The organism is Limosilactobacillus kribbianus (assembly GCF_026413145.1).
Classification (GTDB): Bacteria; Bacillota; Bacilli; order Lactobacillales; family Lactobacillaceae; genus Limosilactobacillus; species Limosilactobacillus kribbianus.
In genome coordinates, this window is record NZ_JAOVYZ010000010.1 from 1 (window position 1) to 17,814 (window position 17,814).

Annotated in this window: 13 protein-coding genes; 5 read left to right on the plus strand and 8 right to left on the minus strand. The window is 51.1% G+C overall.

Translation table 11 applies throughout. From position 1 onward, the window contains the following. Positions 1–558: 558 nt before the first annotated feature. Together OCT58_RS03655 and OCT58_RS03660 are read right to left on the minus strand one after the other, a co-directional pair. Positions 559–960, minus strand: coding sequence for a winged helix-turn-helix transcriptional regulator (locus OCT58_RS03655; protein ID WP_267201496.1), 402 nt, complete (start codon positions 958–960; stop codon positions 559–561). 73 nt (positions 961–1,033) lie between these two features. Further along, positions 1,034–1,762, minus strand: coding sequence for a hypothetical protein (locus tag OCT58_RS03660; protein WP_267201498.1), 729 nt, complete (start codon positions 1,760–1,762; stop codon positions 1,034–1,036). Positions 1,763–1,983: 221 nt separating this feature from the next. Here OCT58_RS03660 and OCT58_RS03665 point away from each other — a divergent pair, with 221 nt between their 5' ends. Beyond that, positions 1,984–2,553 carry a sigma-70 RNA polymerase sigma factor region 4 domain-containing protein gene (locus tag OCT58_RS03665; RefSeq protein ID WP_267201500.1) on the plus strand — a complete coding sequence of 190 codons (570 nt, stop codon included), beginning with the start codon at positions 1,984–1,986 and terminating at the stop codon, positions 2,551–2,553. 23 nt (positions 2,554–2,576) lie between these two features. Beyond that, a complete protein-coding gene (locus OCT58_RS03670; RefSeq protein WP_267201501.1) occupies positions 2,577–2,816 on the plus strand; it encodes a hypothetical protein in 240 nt (79 codons plus the stop codon). Between the two features lie 58 nt (positions 2,817–2,874). Here the strand turns inward: OCT58_RS03670 and OCT58_RS03675 are convergent, their stop codons facing one another. From OCT58_RS03675 to thmT, 4 genes are all read right to left on the minus strand, one after another. Next, positions 2,875–3,519 (minus strand): HAD family hydrolase, encoded by a 645-nt coding sequence (locus OCT58_RS03675; protein ID WP_267201502.1) that lies wholly within the window; start codon positions 3,517–3,519, stop codon positions 2,875–2,877. After that, a complete protein-coding gene (locus OCT58_RS03680; protein ID WP_267201503.1) occupies positions 3,520–4,032 on the minus strand; it encodes a hypothetical protein in 513 nt (170 codons plus the stop codon). Between the two features lie 4 nt (positions 4,033–4,036). Continuing rightward, positions 4,037–5,542 carry a glycerol kinase GlpK gene (gene glpK, locus OCT58_RS03685; RefSeq protein ID WP_267201504.1) on the minus strand — a complete coding sequence of 502 codons (1,506 nt, stop codon included), beginning with the start codon at positions 5,540–5,542 and terminating at the stop codon, positions 4,037–4,039. 70 nt (positions 5,543–5,612) lie between these two features. Then, entirely contained in the window at positions 5,613–5,798 is a 186-nt protein-coding gene (gene thmT / locus OCT58_RS03690) for a 2-hydroxymuconate tautomerase (RefSeq protein WP_267201505.1), read from the minus strand. 155 nt (positions 5,799–5,953) lie between these two features. Between thmT and OCT58_RS03695 the strand changes: the two genes are divergently transcribed. Beyond that, complete coding sequence (locus OCT58_RS03695) at positions 5,954–6,820, plus strand: Rpn family recombination-promoting nuclease/putative transposase (protein ID WP_267201506.1); 867 nt, start codon at positions 5,954–5,956, stop codon at positions 6,818–6,820. Positions 6,821–6,842: 22 nt separating this feature from the next. Then, complete coding sequence (locus tag OCT58_RS03700; protein WP_267201507.1) at positions 6,843–7,064, plus strand: hypothetical protein; 222 nt, start codon at positions 6,843–6,845, stop codon at positions 7,062–7,064. A 75-nt stretch (positions 7,065–7,139) separates the two neighbouring features. On the opposite strand, the gene OCT58_RS03705 is transcribed toward OCT58_RS03700, so the two are convergent. Further along, a complete protein-coding gene (locus OCT58_RS03705; protein ID WP_267201508.1) occupies positions 7,140–8,969 on the minus strand; it encodes a monovalent cation:proton antiporter family protein in 1,830 nt (609 codons plus the stop codon). Between the two features lie 174 nt (positions 8,970–9,143). Here OCT58_RS03705 and OCT58_RS03710 point away from each other — a divergent pair, with 174 nt between their 5' ends. After that, complete coding sequence (locus tag OCT58_RS03710; protein ID WP_267201509.1) at positions 9,144–10,550, plus strand: C69 family dipeptidase; 1,407 nt, start codon at positions 9,144–9,146, stop codon at positions 10,548–10,550. Between the two features lie 289 nt (positions 10,551–10,839). Here OCT58_RS03710 and OCT58_RS03715 read toward each other — a convergent pair whose 3' ends face one another. After that, a complete protein-coding gene (locus tag OCT58_RS03715; RefSeq protein ID WP_267201511.1) occupies positions 10,840–17,781 on the minus strand; it encodes a Cna B-type domain-containing protein in 6,942 nt (2,313 codons plus the stop codon). Positions 17,782–17,814 lie beyond the last annotated feature (33 nt).

Consider the following 17,814-nt stretch of genomic DNA (forward strand, 5'->3'; position numbering starts at 1 on the left):
CGTCATTTGACGGACATCCTTTCATATAGGTTTGATTCACTTAATATGATACCTGATGTCACGCCGAATGGCGTTTTTGCATTTACCACCAATTAGGTGGCTAACTTCATTCTATAATCTACCGAATTAACTTCCTTTTCATTTTTACTATTTAACGAAGAAATTAGATTAGATTAGATAGCCTCAAAATGTCATTTTTATTAGTATATGAAAATTTAGGATTTGATATCTCGCTCTGTACCTTTTCAAAAAGCACTTCATCTGGCACATAAGTGAACAAGTATTCAACAACTTGATAATAATTAAGAAATTGCACTAATGGATCATCATGCCAATTACCAGCAGTATAGATATCTAACATATCGTGATTATAAGTCATATGAGGTGACTCCATATGTTCTCCAGTTATACTTTGTATATTATTAGCACTAGTAATTGCACTTAGTGGCTTCTCCGGATTCGTCAAGCTTCTCTTCAAAGTTTCTTCATAAATTGCGTTTTTGATCACAAATCCTTAAAAAAGGCGACCTTTCGCTGAAAAAGGTCGCCTCATTGGAATTACTTAATGTATTCTTGCAGGAACTTGTTGTACTTTACTAGTTCGCTGAGCTTGGCGTTCGACTCCGGTTCGACAATTAAGTTTGAGATCTTATCCTCATCATCGTTCATCTGTTGCTTTCCCCAGATGCTCAAAGACATCATGATTTGCCGGAAATTGCCACCCTCATCAGTCAGCGAGTAGCAATCCGCCGTGTCCTTAACCGGATTCGCAATCCGCAAGTTTTGCAGTTTCGCTAATTCGACGCGCAGCTGCTCCGTCGTTAGCTTAGGAATCAATTTACCCAGCTCGTCCAACGTCAGCGGCCGAAAGCCTAGCCAAAAGATTAGGGTCGGCTGCCACTTCGCTTGCAGCACGTTCAGTGCATAATCAATTCCGTTATGAAACTTCTTGTCTGTCATCGTCAACAGCTCCAATCTATTGATGTCGTCCCTGTCACCACCCTTATTATTAGACTAATGTTTAGCATTTGTATTAAAGATCTGGCTTTATCAGCCGCTTTAACTTATCAATTGCCTGTTGCTGCTCCTCTTCGCTGCAATATTCAAAGCAGGTCTGGCGGAGCAGCTCCATCATCACCGCGTACCTGATGTCGTGACAGTCCTGGCGATACCGCTGACCGTCATGGAAGGTCCGGACCCCGCGCCGCTCCTCAAGGGCATCATCCCCAAAGTTGTGCTTATCCCAGGTCAGCTTCCCCAGCTGCAAGGACGCAACCCGATCCGCTGCTCGAATTAGCTGGCTAAAGGTCTGCGCGCTCGTGTCGAAATAAACGGAATAAGCCTGGCCCTCACTGACGAAGGTCGCCAGCTCCATGTCCCGGTGCTTACAATGAAAATGATTGTCAAGACAGTCGGCCATGTAATAGGCCACGTGCGTGTTTGTCTTGCCGTGTGTCGGCACCAAGCGGTTGTTGCCGGCAATGTAACCCCGTCCCTTATGCTGACCGATCATTCCGTACAGTGCCCGCATGATGTAGTCGTCGACATCATTATCGTTGGCAAACTTAATTAGGGTTTCTTGGAGCGGCCGCCCCAGTACTAAGTAGCGGCCGTCGCTCGTCAGGACGAACGTCCGCTGCTGATCGTAGGCTACCAGCAGGATTGTGTTGTCCCACCGGGGCTGAAAGCCGTCTGTTTCCGCATCGATCTGCACTTCTGTCAGCCGGCTTAGGTCTAAAATTTCTTTACTATGTTTATTCACTTGATTCACCAGGTTTCTGGGTCAAATCCCAAAGTATTACGTAAACGCCTAAAATAGTAAGCGCTTCCTTAGAATATAGAATACCGAACTATTTCTGCCCCGTCAACGACTATTTTGATCAAATATATAGACAACTAATCGTTCGCTAAACTAATTGTTCAGCTGTTAAACTACAAGTACTCAAGGGCCCTTGAGAATTTTAGACCGATTGGATGATTCTCATGAATACTATCAAAGCGACCGAGGGTTTGACCTATCTTTTCTCGAACGATCAGCGAATTCGACTAATTCACGGTGTCCTAAAGGGGCTGGGCGTGGCACCCTCCCGTGATGACTATCCCGACCTGGTCCAAGAAGGCTGCCTGATCTTTGCCCAAGTCTATGCCGCCTACCCGCAGCCGGTGACACCGGCAAACGAGCGGCAGCTGATGACCTACGCCTATCGGCAGATTCGCTGGCGCCTCCTCGACCAGCTGCGGCGGGGACAGCACCGGGTTACCCTTCGCCAATACTCCCTTGACGATGATCTGGCCGGGGGTAGCCAGCTCGCCGATCCGCAAGCTGGAGCGGCCTTCGTGCAATTGGAACGAAAAGCCTTTTTTGCCGAGTTACGGTCCCAGAGCAGCGGGACGGCGCGCAAGTATCTAGATCTGGTTCTTTCCGGGCGCTTCCAGAACGACGCCGCCATTGCCCGGCATTGCGGGGTCAGCCCGCAAGCCGTTTACCAGTGGCGCCGGCAATTGGTAGCGACCGGGCGGCGGATCCGCCGTGCGAACCCGGACATGCTATAATTGATCCATCTGAGGTGAAAGACATGCATAAAGTTACAATTGATGGGGACTGGTTCAACGACCGCTACCGAGGGGAAGAACGCGACGACGGCTGTGCTAACGAGCTCAGCCTTTATCACGATCCCGCCACGGACCAGTTAGATATTTTGCTGACGAATGTTGACTTTGACGGCGTCGGCCACGACAATACCTTTGCTCTAAACCGCGCGGATGCCCAGCAGCTCTGTGATTATTTACAGGATTGGCTCAAACAGAAGCAATAAAAAAGAGGATGAAGGCTCACTACCATGGTAGGAGGTTCTTCATCCTCTTTTGTCTTCTCTACTGTTTATCCTCCCAGACCTTCTCCAGCATCTGGTAGCGCAGGTCGCCCACCAGACTGACCTGGTAGTCGGCCCCATGCAGCTCCTGGGCATCCCCGACGCCAATCGTCGTCAGCCCGGCTATTGCCGCTTGTTGCAAGTCTGCCGCCCCGGTTGCGACGGCAATGCTGCCAGCGGCCGGCACTTCCAGCTGATCCACCAGGGCCGTGTACGGGTTCTCACCCGTATCAGCTTCCGGTCCCACCAGATCCACGTAGCCGTCCAGCTTCAGCTGCTTGACCAGGTCCGCGGCGTGGCCATCCGTGTCGCGGACTCCCACCTTGACGTAGTGGTCATAGAGGCTGATCACCAGTTGTTGGGCATTCGGCAAGAGCTTGGTCTCATCCACCGTCGTCAGTGTTTTTTCGTAGAACTTGTCCTGCTCGTCCAGGATCTCCTGGCGTTCCGCGGGCGTGGCCATCTGCTTAAAATGGTCTAAGACCGCGTCCAGCACCTGGTCGCGACTTTGGCCCTTCAGCCCCGCCGCCATTTTGCCCGGCAGGCCCATGCCGTATTCGTACATTGCCAGATCGCGCCAGGCCGCAAATTGCAGCTGGTCAACGTCAACCAGAATATTATTTACGTTTAAGATTGCACCCTTCATTTATTTTTCCTCCAGGTCCTCATCAATCAGCGCGGTGATCGCGTCCCAGTACTCCATCAGCAGCTGGCCGTCCACCGGCGACAATTCCTGTGTGTCCAGCAGTTCCGCCAGCCGCTGCACCTCCATCTTGAGTAAGCGCGGAAAGCTATTCAGCGGAATCACCGTCCGCGGGCCGTGGGCGTCCAGCGACTCCACGGCATCGAGCGCATCATCCTGAGCCGCATCAAGCGTGTCCAAGAAGATGGTGTGCATCACCGGCACCCCGATTGCGTCCGCCACCAGAATCTGGTTGCGGGCGTCCATAAAGTGCTGGTGCCAGGTCTGCATCCGCCGCCAGTAGCAAGCATAGAGCTGGCTGCTTTCCGAATCCGCCCAGGTCACCCCCGGCCGGTTGAGACGCTGCCACTGATCGAGCATCATCAGGTAGAGCGAGTCCGCCGGGGCCAGCTCGTCTTCGTGGTTGGCGTGGATAAAGTCAGTCAGGTCGGTAATCATCTGTTGGTTATCTGTCATTTAACTATTCTCCATGGCTAAAGTATTGTGCGGCCTTAATTGCCTGCTGCCAACCGGCGTAAAGCTCACCGGCGCGGTCGGGAGCCATCAGCGGTTGGAATTCGTCCCCAATCCGCGAAAGCTTGCGCAGCTCGTCCGTATCATTCCAAAAGTCGACGGCTAATCCGGCGAGGAAGGCGGCGCCCAGTGCGGTCGTCTCCTCCATCTCCGCCCGTTTGATCGGTGTCTGCAGGATGTCGGCCTGGAACTGCATCAAGAAGTTGTTCCGCGAGGCGCCACCATTGACCGTCAGTGCCGACAGCGGCAGCTTGGTGTCCTTGACCATCGTGTCGACCACGTCCCGCGTCTGGTAGGCGATTGACTCCAGGGTGGCCCGGATAATCTGGCCCCGTTCGGTCCCACGGGTCAAGCCAAACATGGCGCCCCGGACCTCCTGATCCCAGTACGGTGCCCCCAACCCGGTGAAGGCTGGCACGACATAGACGCCGCCGGTCGATTTGGCTTCGAGGGCCAGTTGTTCCGACTCGCTGGCGTGGGCGAAGAATTTTAGTCCGTCCCGCAGCCACTGGACCGCGGACCCGGCAACGAAGATACTCCCTTCCAGGGCATAGTGGGTCTTCCCGTCCAGCCCATAGGCAATCGTCGTCAGCAGACCGTTATCGGACAGGGTTGGTTTTAGGCCGGTGTTCATGACGATAAAGGCCCCGGTTCCGTAGGTGTTTTTCACTGAACCCTCGTCGTAAGCCGCATGACCGAAAAGCGCCGCCTGCTGGTCCCCGGCGATTCCGGCGATCGGAATCTGGACCCCGTAGAAGGTGAAGTCGCCGGTGTAACCGAAGATGGCCGAGCTCTCCTTGACCTCGGGCAGGAGCTGGCGTGGAATGTCGAGCAGGTCGAGGATGTCCTGATCCCAATCAAGGGTGTGGATATTGAAAAGCATCGTCCGGCTGGCGTTGGTGACGTCGGTAGCGTGGACCCGGCCCCCGGTCAGGTTCCAAAGCAGCCAGGTGTCGATCGTCCCGAAGAGCAGGTCGCCGTGCTCCGCCTTCTCGCGGGCACCGGGAACCCGGTCGAGGATCCACTTGATCTTGGTGGCAGCGAAGTAGGAATCGATCACCAGCCCGGTCTTGTCGTGGATCATCTTCTTGTAGCCGTCGTTGATCAGCTGCTCGGCAATCTCGCTGGTCTGCTTGGACTGCCAGACGATTGCGTGGTAAATCGGCTCACCGGTGTGACGATCCCAGATGACGGTCGTCTCCCGCTGGTTGGTAATCCCGATCGCCGCGATCTTATAAGGCTTGATCTGGGTCTTGATCATGACGTCTGACATGACCTGCTGGACGCTGTCCCAAATCTCCGTGGCGTCGTGTTCGACCCAGCCCGGTTGTGGGAAGTACTGCGGGAATTCCTGCTGGCTCATCCCCACCTTATTGCCGTCGTGGTCAAAGATAATGGCCCGGGAGCTGGTCGTCCCTTCGTCGATTGCCATGATATATTGTTGCTCGTTCACTTCACTCATCCTTTCGAAACAGCGACCAAGAAAAAAGCCACCTGGGGACTCCCGGGTGACTGATCAAAATTTAGTTATCGCTAACCATCTTACCGCCAACACTGTAGCGATCCTTTTGCATTTCGTTCAGAACAATGTGCACCCGTTCAGCTGGAACATTAGCGTTCTTGCAGATGGCAGCCGTAACGTCCTTTACCAGGCCCTTGAGTTGTTCTTCGCTCCGGCCCTCGATCAGGTCGATGTGTACTAATGGCATGACAATGCCCTCCTTTATTGCTTTCCTTAATTTTACCATAGAAAGGTGCGGGCGGACAGTTCTTCCGGATTTATCTAGCAGAAGGTAAAATTTAAATTCTTGCATGCATTTGCCGAATTCTTCCGTATTTAAAGGGTAGAAGGAGGAATTTTGCAATGAACAGAATTCAACAAGCCGCCGCCAACTGGCGCAAGGCGGGGCTCGAAAACGACTTTGTCTTCAGCAAAGTGATGACCGATCCCGCGATCTGCCTGGAGATCATCCAGAGCATTCTGCCGGAGCTGACCATCAAAAGCATCAAGCCGCCCCGGGCGCAGGAGGAGATCAATCCCAGCAACGATGCCAAGGGTGTTCGTTTCGACGTCTACACCACGGACGATGCCAACAATCACTACGACATCGAGATGCAGGTGGCCGAAAGCCCGAATCTCTTCAAGCGCGTCCGCTATTACCAGTCGCTGAACGCCTTCGCTTCGTACGAGCGGGGCGAGAACTACAACTATGCCCATAATTCCTACGTCATCTTCATCTGCTGCTTCGATCCGATGGGACTGGAGCGGCAGTACTATTCGGTCAATAAGCGCCTCAACCAGGATCCGACCTTCTTAGTTTGGGACGAGGCCACGGACATCTACCTCAACGTCACCAGCGAGCGCCACGAGGTCCCGGCAAAGCTACAGACTTTTCTCGACCAAATTGCCGGGCGTTCCAGTGGGCAGGAGGACGCATTTGGGTTAAAATTAAGACAAAAGATCACGGAAGTTAAACACAACAAGAAATGGAGGGCGGATTTTATGCGAATGTCATTGATGGAAATGGACCACCAGTATGAGTTAGATCAGGCCGTCAAACAAGATCGGATTCAGCTAGTTAATGGGTTACGCAAACAGGGGCAATCTAAAGATGAAATTCTCACGTTTCTTACCACCGTAATGAATCTTACCGAAGAACAAGCACAAAACTGTTATCAAGAAGCACGCTCTAATAAATCGTCCTTGAAAGATAATCTACTTCACAGATAGCAAGAAATGGAGGGCGGATTTTATGCGGATGTCATTGATGGAAATGGATCATCAGTATGAACTGGATCAGGCAGAGATCAAGGGACGGAACCAAGGGATTGAAAATGATCGACTCAGCTTAATTAACGGCCTTATCAAGCAGGGCCAATCTAAAAATGAAATCATTCATTTCCTAACAACCGTGCTAAGCCTTTCTGATGAACAAGCACGCGCCTACTATCATAAGGCAACAACAAAAGCCTAGCCACCGTCATTTTACCGACCAAAAAAGCCTTCGCAAGTCAAAATTGCGAAGGCTTTTCTTCTATTATAATAGGCATCAATTCTTCCGCCGCAGCTGGGCCCGGACCTCCTCGGCATCGGTGTGGTTTCCGGTGAAGAGAATGTGGTCGCCCAGCTCGATGATCGTGTCACCGTGGGGCGAAATCGGCTTGTGGTTGCGGTAGATCCGGCTGACCGTGATCCGGTCGATAAATGGCAAGGAATGCAGTTCCTGACCGGTGTAGCGCCGGTTGCGGACCGTGGCTTCGAACAGCCCGGCCTCGGTATCCGTCAGCATTTCTACAATCGACGGGCTCTCGATCATCGCCCGCATCACACTGATCTGGACGTTGAAGATGTTATAAATTTCAATCCCCTGGGCCGTCAGTTCGTCGATCCGCCGGTGATCCGTCTTCGGGTTCTGCTGGCTGGCAATCACCCGGGGCACCCCGTGGCGTTTGGCAATCCGCGCCAGCTTGGCGTTTTTGTGGTCGTTCTTGAAGGCCGCTACCAGGATATCCGTGTCGAAGAAATCATGTTCATCCAGCGTCGTCTCATCCACCTTTTCCAGGTAGGTCAGGTCCCGAACCTCGCTGTTGTAGGTCTTGTAATTATCCTGCGAGTCGGACACCATCCGGACGACGTACCAGTTTTTCGACAATTGCTGCTCGACCGGGACCGTCGCGGTGTTGGCGCCAAGAATAACGACCCGCTGCTTGATCATGTCAGCCGGCCCTAGCTTGTAAACCGAATTGAAGACGATCGGCCCGAGAATGCAGACAATCACCGCCGCCAGGATAAAGGCATCCGACTGCGTGCTGGTGATGGCGTGCAGGTTGCGCGCCACCTGTAGCGATGGCAGGACCAGGGTGATCGTTGTCACGGTCAGAAAACCGCCGGCAAAGGAGTTCCGCTTCGAGAAGCGCCGCGAAAAGATCAGCACGGTCGGCATCTTCGCCAGGATAAAGCCGGCTACCAGCACCGGGATCAGTGCCAGGGCCCGTGGATTGGCGAAGAGCTGCTTGATGTCCAGCTTTACCCCGGTCATGATGAAGAAGAACGGGATCAAGAAACCGTACCCGATCGAGGTCAGCTTCTGCTGGGTGTCCTCGCTGGGCTCGAGCAGCTTCATGACCATCCCCGCCAAGAAGGCCCCGAGGATGTTTTCGGCCCCGACTCGCTCGGCAATCGCCACCAGGGTGAAGATCAGGAAGAAGGCTAAACGGATGTCCAGTTGGGTCGTTGCCTTCGAAATCTTGTTAAACCAGATGAAGGGCTGCTTGAACCGCCGCAAGAGGATGATCGCCGCTAAGAAGAGCAGGACGATCAGCCAGAGCCGGCTCGCGTTGCCCCCGTTGATCGAGGCGTAGACGGTCAGCGATAGCATCGGCACGACCTCCCCCAGGACCGCCGTCAGCAGGATCGTCTGCCCCGCCGGCCGGCCCAGGATTTCCTTTTCTTTCAAGGTCGCAATCACTACGCCGAGGGCGACCGTCGAAAAGAGGATCGTGGTCAGGAAAATATCGTTGAAGAGCCCCAGCCACTTTAGGATTAGGCCGAGGACCGCCGCGGTGATAAAGACCAGGCCGAACGCCTGCATTGCCAGATTGACCGGCGATTTCGGGTTCGGTGCCGCTCCGGCCTGCCGCTTGAAGAGGTCGAAGTTGATTTCCATCCCGGACAAGAACATCAGCATCATCGTCCCCAGGGTCGCCATCATGTTGAGTCCCTGAGTCGGGGTCACCCAGCCGAAGACGCTCTTGCCGATAATGATGCCGGTGACGATCTCGGCCACCGCGGTCGGCACACTGGCGATCTTGAACCGCGCCATCGCGATTGGAATCACCAGGGCCGCTAACATTACAATCAGGAAAGATAATCTTTCCATTATTCATCGCTCCCTATTCATTGAAATCATTCTTCCTATTATATACTTGCATTTTCCTCTTGCAAACCAGGAAATTTCTATAGTAAACTTATCTAACATCGTAATTCAAAGCGAAAAGCGTTATAATTTAATTATGTAAACGTTATCAATCTACTTTTTGGAGGAGTTTTTGATATGGCTAATAAACTATCCGCTTGTACCAGTATTTTAATTGGTAAAAAAGCCAGCATCGACGGCACAATCATGATCGGGCGCAACGAAGACGCCAAGGCCGCCTGGCCGAAGCACATGGTTGTTCATCAGCACGGCGAGATGCCGACCCACTTTATTTCCAAGGAAACGAAATTGGAACTCGACCTGCCGAGCGACAGTGCCCGCTACACCGCCACGCCGGAATGGACCGACAAGGCCGGCCTGTTCGAAGAAGACGGGATCAACGAGTACGATGTCGCCATGAGCGCCACCGAGAGTGCCTACTCTAACCCACTGGTTCTTGGTTACGACCCGCTGGTGGACAATGGGCTCAACGAGGAAGCGATGGTCACCGTCGTCCTGCCATACATCAAGTCCGCACGCGAAGGAGTCCAGCGGCTCGGCAACCTGATCGCCAAGTACGGGACCGGCGAAACCAACGGCATCCTCTTCGCCGACAATGATGAGGCCTGGTACTTTGAAACCGGGGCCGGTCACTACTGGGTTGCCCAGAGGATCCCGGACGACTCCTACGCCGTGGTTGCCAACCAGTTAGCCATCCAGAACATCGACTTCACCGACACGAAGAACTTCATGTTCCATCCCGAGATCCAGGCCTTCGTTGACAAGCACCACCTGAACCCAGACCCGGACCACTTTAACTTCCGCAAGATCTTTGGGACGGCTGACCGTTCCGACGCGATTTATAGCGAGCCGCGGGTCTGGATCGGCCACCAGCTCTTCAGTCCCAAGAAGGCCGCAGACGAGACGTCGGAATCAACCGAGTTGCCATTCTTGATGAAGCCGGACCACAAGCTCTCCATCTTCGACGCCCAGCGCTACCTCAGCAACCACTACGAGGGCACCGAATTTGACCCGATCGGCCACGGCAAGGGCGCACACAAGTACCGGCCGATCAGTCTGGCCAAGACCCAGGAATCGCATATCCTGCAGATGAACCGGCAGCCGGGCGCCAACATCCACTGGCTGGCAATGGGCGTCGCCGCCGAGAGCACCTACGTTCCGTTCTTCAACGGGATCACCGAGGTACCGGCACCGTACAAGCGCGGCAAGCTGCCGGCCCAGCTGAATTCCGCCTACTGGATCTTCAAGCACGCCAGCGTCCTGGTCGACAGTCACCTTCACGAATTCCTGCCATTACTGCGGGAAGTTCAAAAGGAGCGCAACAACGCCGCCATCAAGATGATCGCCGAGACCGACCGCGAATGCCAGACGATGAACGGCGAGTCGCGGAGCTCCTACCTGACGATGCAGAGCAACGGATACGCTATCGACACCCTGAACGCTTATAAGAAGCTGTCCCTCGACCTGATCACTAAGATGACCGACTACTGCGCACTGAACTTTAAGACGGATGAGAATCTGTAAAATAATTGTTGGAGCATGGCTTGAGGATTTTGCTGAAGCTGTGCTTTTTGATTGCCGAAAAAATGCCAAATGAGACCCGATAAACCCACAAATTTATCGGGTCTCATTTTTGCATTTTTCAATATTGCGGAGTACCGCAGCGGACTGAGCCGAGTGCCAGGCCGCCAGCTCACGCGACCAGAGAGTCACAGCCGGAAAGCGTTTTCAACTGCGGCTCGCCCATAAAAAACGCCCCGCAGTTGTTAGAATTTCATCTAACAATTACGAGGCGCCTCCTCTCAATCATCAATTAGTGCCGACGCAGCGTAATTCCAATTGTCATGCTCAGCATCATCAGACCCAGTGCCAATAAGGCGAGGTCGTCTTGATTGCCGGTTTGTGGCAGTTGGCCTTGGCCGTGTCCCGGAGTACCAGGTTGTCCCGGCTTCCCTGGAACGTTTGGCGTTTCAGGGACGTTTGGTGTCTCCGGCGTCGTTGGCGTTTCAGGAGTTGTCGGCGTTTCAGGCGTCGTTGGTGTATGCGTGTTGGTAATCGTGTCACCATCGACTTGAGAAGTGTAGCCAGCAGGGACGTTGACTTCCTCCCAGGTGTAGGTAATCGCCTTACCATTGGCATTCTCAGCTAAGCCATCAACCGTTGCCGTCCAGTTATCAGCGGCACTCAGCGTGATTGTCTTGACAACTTGACCGTTAGCTAACAGATTGACCGTGATCGTTTGCGGACGCAGGCCATCTTGGTTGTTACCGTCAACCCACTGCTTCGTCACAGCCTTTGCGATCGTAACTGGCGTGTGGGTGTTGGTAATCTCGTTGCCGTCCACTTGAGATGTGTAACCAGCAGGAACGTTGGCCTCTTCCCAGGTGTAAACAATCTTTTGACCATTGGCATTTTCGGCTAAACCATCGACCGTGGCCGTCCAGTTGTTTCCGGCACTCAAGGTAACCGTCTTAACTACTTGGCCGTTAGCCAATAAGTTAACCGTGATGTTCTGCGGACGCAGGCCATCTTGGTTATTACCATCAACCCATTGCTTCGTTACGCTCTTACTGATCGTAACTGGCGTGTGAGTGTTGGTAATCTCGTTGCCGTTCACTTGAGATGTGTAACCAGCAGGTACGTTGGCTTCTGCCCAGGTGTAGGTAATCTTTTGACCATTGGCGTTTTCAGCTAAACCATCAACCGTAGCGGTCCAGTTGTTGCCAGCACTCAAGGTAACCGTCTTAACTACCTGGCCGTTAGCCAGCAGGTTAACCGTGATGTTTTGCGGACGCAGGCCATCTTGGTTATTACCATCATTCCACTGTTTCGTCACGGTCTTGGCAACCGTAGCTGGCGTGTGGCTGTTGGTAATTTCATCGCCATTCACTTGAGATGTGTAACCAGCAGGTACGTTGGCTTTCTCCCAAGTGTAGACGATCTTTTGACCATTAGCGTTCTCGGCTAAGCCATTAACTGTGGCGGTCCAGTTGTTGTCAGCACTCAGCGTGATTGTCTTGACAACTTGACCATTAGCTAACAGGTTGACCGTGATCGTTTGCGGACGCAAACCATCTTGGTTATTGCCGTCATTCCACTGCTTCGTCACGGTCTTACTGATCGTAACTGGCGTGTGGGTATTGGTAATCGTGTTGCCGTTCACTTGTGAAATGTAACCAGCAGGAACGTTGGCCTCCTCCCAGGTGTAAACAATCTTTTGTCCATTGGCATTTTCAGCCAAACCGTCAACCGTGGCGGTCCAGTTGTCAGCGGCACTTAAGGTAACTGTCTTCACAACTTGGCCGTTAGCTAACAGGTTAACCGTGATGTTTTGCGGACGCAGACCATCTTGGTTATTACCGTCGACCCATTGCTTCGTCACCGTCTTGGCGATCGTAACTGGCGTGTGGTTGTTGGTAATTTCATTGCCGTTCACTTGTGAAGTGTAGCCAGCAGGGATGTTGGCTTCTGCCCAGGTGTAAACAATCTTCTGACCATTGGCATTTTCAGCTAAACCTTCAACCGTGGCGGTCCAGTTGTTGTCAGCACTTAAGGTAACCGTCTTCACAACCTGGCCGTTGGCTAACAAGTTAACCGTGATTGTCTGTGGACGCAAGCCGTCTTGGTTATTACCATCATTCCACTGTTTCGTTACAGTCTTACTGATCGTAACCGGCGTGTGAGTGTTGGTAATCTCGTTGCCATCCACTTGAGATGTATAACCAGCGGGTACGTTGGCCTCTTCCCAGGTGTAAACAATCTTTTGACCATTGGCATTTTCAGCCAAACCTTCAACCGTGGCGGTCCAGTTGTTGGCGGTATTTAACGTAACCGTCGTGACAACCTGACCGTTGGCTAACAGGTTGACCGTAATTTTCTGTGGACGCAGACCATCTTGATTGTTACCGTCGACCCACTGCTTCGTGACGGTCTTGCTGATCGTAACTGGCGTGTGGCTGTTGGTAATTTCATTGCCATTCACTTGAGAAGTATAACCAGCAGGAACGTTGGTTTCTTCCCAGGTGTAGACGATCTTCTGGCCATTAGCGTTTTCAAATAAGCCGTCAACCGTCGCCGTCCAGTTATTTCCGGCACTCAAGGTAACCGTCTTCACAACCTGACCGTTGGCTAACAAGTTGACCGTAATCGTCTGTGGACGCAGACCATCTTGGTTATTACCGTCAACCCATTGCTTCGTCACGGTCTTGGCGATCGTAACTGGCGTGTGGGTGTTAGTAATCTCGTTGCCATCCACTTGTGAAGTGTAGCCAGCAGGTACGTTAGCTTCCTCCCAGGTATAGGTAATCACTTTACCATTGGCATTCTTAGCTAAGCCATCAACCGTGGCCGTCCAGTTGTTGGCGGCACTCAAGGTAACCGTCTTCACAACCTGACCGTTGGCTAACAGATTGACCGTGATGCTCTGTGGACGCAGGCCATCTTGGTTATTACCGTCATTCCACTGTTTCGTTACACTCTTACTGATTGTAACTGGCGTGTGAGTGTTGGTAATCTCGTTGCCATCCACTTGAGATTCATAACCAGCAGGAACGTTGGCTTCCTCCCAAGTATAGACGATCTTTTGACCATTAGCGTTCTCGGCTAAGCCATTAACCGTGGCGGTCCAGTTGTTGGCGGCACTTAACGTAACCGTCTTGACAACTTGACCGTTAGCCAGCAGGTTAACCGTGATCGTCTGTGGACGTAAGCCGTCTTGGTTATTACCATCATTCCATACCTTCGTTACAGCCTTGCTGATTGTAACTGGTGTGTGGGTGTTAGTAATCTCGTTACCATCCACTTGTGAAGTGTAACCAGCTGGGACGTTGGCTTCCTCCCAAGTGTAAACGATCTTCTGACCATTGGCATTTTCAGCCAAACCGTCAACCGTGGCGGTCCAGTTGTTGGCGGCACTCAAGGTAACTGTCTTAACTACTTGACCGTTAGCCAATAAGTTAACCGCGATCGTTTGCGGACGCAAGCCGTCTTGATTATTACCATCATTCCACTGCTTCGTCACTGTCTTATCAATAGTGGCCGGCGTGTGGCTGTTGGTAATCGTGTCACCATCAACCTGAGAAGTGTACCCAGAAGGTACATTTGGTTCTTCCCAAGTGTAGGTGATCTGGTGACCATTACTGTATGCCGGCAGGTTGGACTGCGTGGCAGTCCAGTTATGAGCGGCATCAAGCGTTACCTGTGTTGTCGAGACAACAGCGTTGCCTACCTTACCAACCAGGTTAACCGTAATGGTACTTGGACGAGTTCCATCTTGGTTATTGTGGTCGTCCCACGTCTTCGTCACTGTCTTAGAGATAGTGGCCGGCGTGTGGCTGTTGGTAATCGTGTCACCATTAACTTGGGAAGTGTACCCAGAAGGTACATTTGGTTCCCTCCAAGTGTAAGTGATCTGGTGACCATTCTGATATGCCGGCAAGTTGGACTGAGTAGCGGTCCAATTTTCAGATGCTTTTAGCGTTACCGGCGTAGTTGAGACAACGGTGTTGTCAACCTTACCAACCAGGTTAACCGTGATGGTACTTGGACGAGTTCCATCTTGGTTATTGTGGTCGTCCCACGTCTTCGTCACTGTCTTAGAGATAGTGGCCGGCGTGTGGCTGTTGGTAATCGTGTCACCATTAACTTGGGAAGTGTACCCAGAAGGTACATTTGGTTCCTCCCAAGTGTAAGTGATCTGGTGACCATTCTGATATGCCGGCAAGTTGGACTGAGTAGTGGTCCAATTTTCAGATGCTTTTAGCGTTACCGGCGTAGTTGAGACAACGGTGTTGTCAACCTTACCAACCAGGTTAACCGTGATGGTACTTGGACGAATTCCATCTTGGTTGTTGCTATCATCCCACGTCTTCGTCACTGTCTTAGAGATAGTAGCTGGCTTGTGACTGTTGGTAATCGTGTCACCATCAACCTGAGAAGTGTACCCAGAAGGTACATTTGGTTCCTCCCAAGTGTAAGTGATCTGATGACCATTCTGGTATGCCGGCAGATTGGGCTGCGTGGCAGTCCAGTTGTGGTCCGCACTCAAGGTGACCCGCGTGGTTGAGACAACAGTGTTGCCAACCTTACCAACCAGGTTAACCGTGATGGTACTTGGACGAGTTCCATCTTGGTTGTTGCTATCATCCCATGTCTTCGTCACTGTCTTAGAGATAGTGGCTGGCTTGTGGGTGTTGGTAACCGTGTCACCATCAACCTGAGAAGTGTATCCAGAAGGTACATTCGGTTCTTCCCAAGTGTAAGTGATCTTTTTACCATTAGAATATTCTGGTAAGTTTGACTTAGTAGCTGTCCAATTTTCGGATGCTTTTAGCGTTACCGGCGTAGTTGAGACAACGGTGTTGTTAACCTTACCAACCAGGTTAACCGTAATGGTACTTGGACGAGTTCCATCTTGGTTATTGCTGTCATCCCACGTCTTCGTCACTGTCTTAGAGATAGTAGACGGTTGGTGAGTGTTGGTAATCGTATCACCACTGACTTGAGCAGTGTATCCGGCAGGAACCGTCGGTTCTTCCCAAGTGTAGGTAATCTTTTCACCGTTAGAATATTCCGGCAGGTTTGACTGAGTGGCAGTCCAGTTATGATCGGCACTCAACGTTACCGGCGTGGTCGAAACAACGGTATTTCCAACCTTACCAACCAGGTTAACCGTAATGGTACTTGGACGAGTTCCATCTTGGTTATTGCTGTCATCCCACGTCTTCGTCACTGTCTTAGAGATAGTGACCGGCGTGTGGCTGTTGGTAACCGTGTCACCATCAACCTGAGAAGTGTATCCAGAAGGTACATTCGGTTCTTCCCAAGTGTAAGTGATCTTTTTACCATTAGAATATTCTGGTAAGTTTGACTTAGTAGCTGTCCAATTTTCGGATGCTTCCAGCGTTACCGGCGTGGTTGAGACAACGGTGTTGTCAACCTTACCAACCAGGTTGACCGTAATGCTCGTTGGACGAATCTTGTCTTGGTCATTATCATCATTCCACTGCTTTGTCACCGTCTTGCTAATCAGGCGATGATCTACAACTGTCTTAATCAAAGCTTCTCCAGTAGCTAATTCACCGGCTGAGATTTCCACTTTCTCAGCTTTCTGGTAACCTGCTGGTGCATTGATTTCAATCAAAAGGTAGTAGTCACCACGGACTAAGTTAGTAAACGTAACAGTCCCGGCAGCGCCTGTCGTTTGGGTACCAACTAATGAGTTATCATCCTTCTTACGAAGTTCGAAAGTAGCACCCTTCAAAGGAGCACCATCGTCATCTATCTTCTCAACAGTTAACACAAAATGCTTAACGTCAATTTCACCCTTGCTTTTATTAATTACCATTGTTTGCGGATAATTAATTGGCTGGGTGTTTGAACGTTCTAATTGTGCAGTATTCTCAATTTTTGTTCCGACAAGTTTTTGCTGTTCATCATCAGAAAGCGTATTTACCGGTCTGCCATTATACAGAAGCCGATAAAAGATAACATAACCATCGAGATCGTTCATATTCGGCGTGACAAAGCTCATCGTAAAACTCCGGTCATCGCTACTAAACGTCAGTGTATAGCCCTTTACATTTAAGAGTGAACCATTGCTCCAATTATTATCCTTATAAGTCCATGTTGTCTTATAAAGGAGAAAACTGTTCTCATCATAGGTAAAACCAGCAGTTTTCAAAGCATCTGTAATCGTAGCAGTTGTACTTGCGGTCTCGCCATGATTAATTATCCGAAGCGCATAAGTCAGGTTCCCTTTAGTAATATCATCAGGCGTATAATTATTTGGATCCGTATCTTTAGGATTCGATTTATCCGGTCCTAAGGTATTATTGTAACTGTACTTACTAAATTCTTCGTTTGGATTGACAGTTCTGGAAACATACTTAATCGTAACCTGTGGTTGGCTAATGTTAGGTGCTATTACCTTAACAGGAATCTCTTTACTATCACCAGCTTGACTAGCATCGACTGCCAAAGTAAATTCAAAATATCCTTTAGCATCGCTACCATTTTCAGCCAAGGTGACTTTGCCAGCAATCTGTTTATCCTTAATAACTGTTAAAGTGGCCGTTCCTAGCTGGTTGTTTCCATCCATCAAAGGAATCGTCACACTTTGACCATCAGCTAATTTAAGATAATTATTTGGATTGTCGATTGTAAAGTTGAAATAGTCACCATTTTGAACGTTTTGACCTTGAAAATCAAAAGCAAACTGAAGCTTCAACGGAGTATACTGATCAATTGTCTCACCATTGTATTCTTTTCCGGTGCTCGTGTTAATCACTTTGACCGTTGTGCTCGTTGGCGTCACCTCCCCCGGTGCAGTTGCCTTTGCCTGGGGTGCCGCGGCCAGCCGAACAGTTGGCTGCTGACTAGCAGTTGACTTAGCTTGCTGCGTGTCGGCAGCAGTTGTGGTCGTACTTGTCGTCGTTGCTTTTGATTGCTGACTATCAGTAGACTTTTCCTGTTGCGTGTTAACAGTAGTCGTGGTCGTGCCTGCCGTCGTTGGCTTTGATTGTGACTGAGCATTTTCTTGGTCCAATTGCTGATTCTGCTTATCATTTGATTGGACCGTTCCAATGGCGGTTGACGCATTCAGCGCATTAGCTTGCTGAACAGTGCTGATCGCTGATACTGCGGTGTTCGAATTAGTGTCGGCGTAGGCCGGCCTAATAAAGAAAATCGCCGCAGCAAGCGCTAACAATGTTACAAAAACAGCTTTAAACCAATTTCTTTCCATCTGTAATTTCATTAGTCTCACCTCCTTTCGTTGTATTTTTAATTA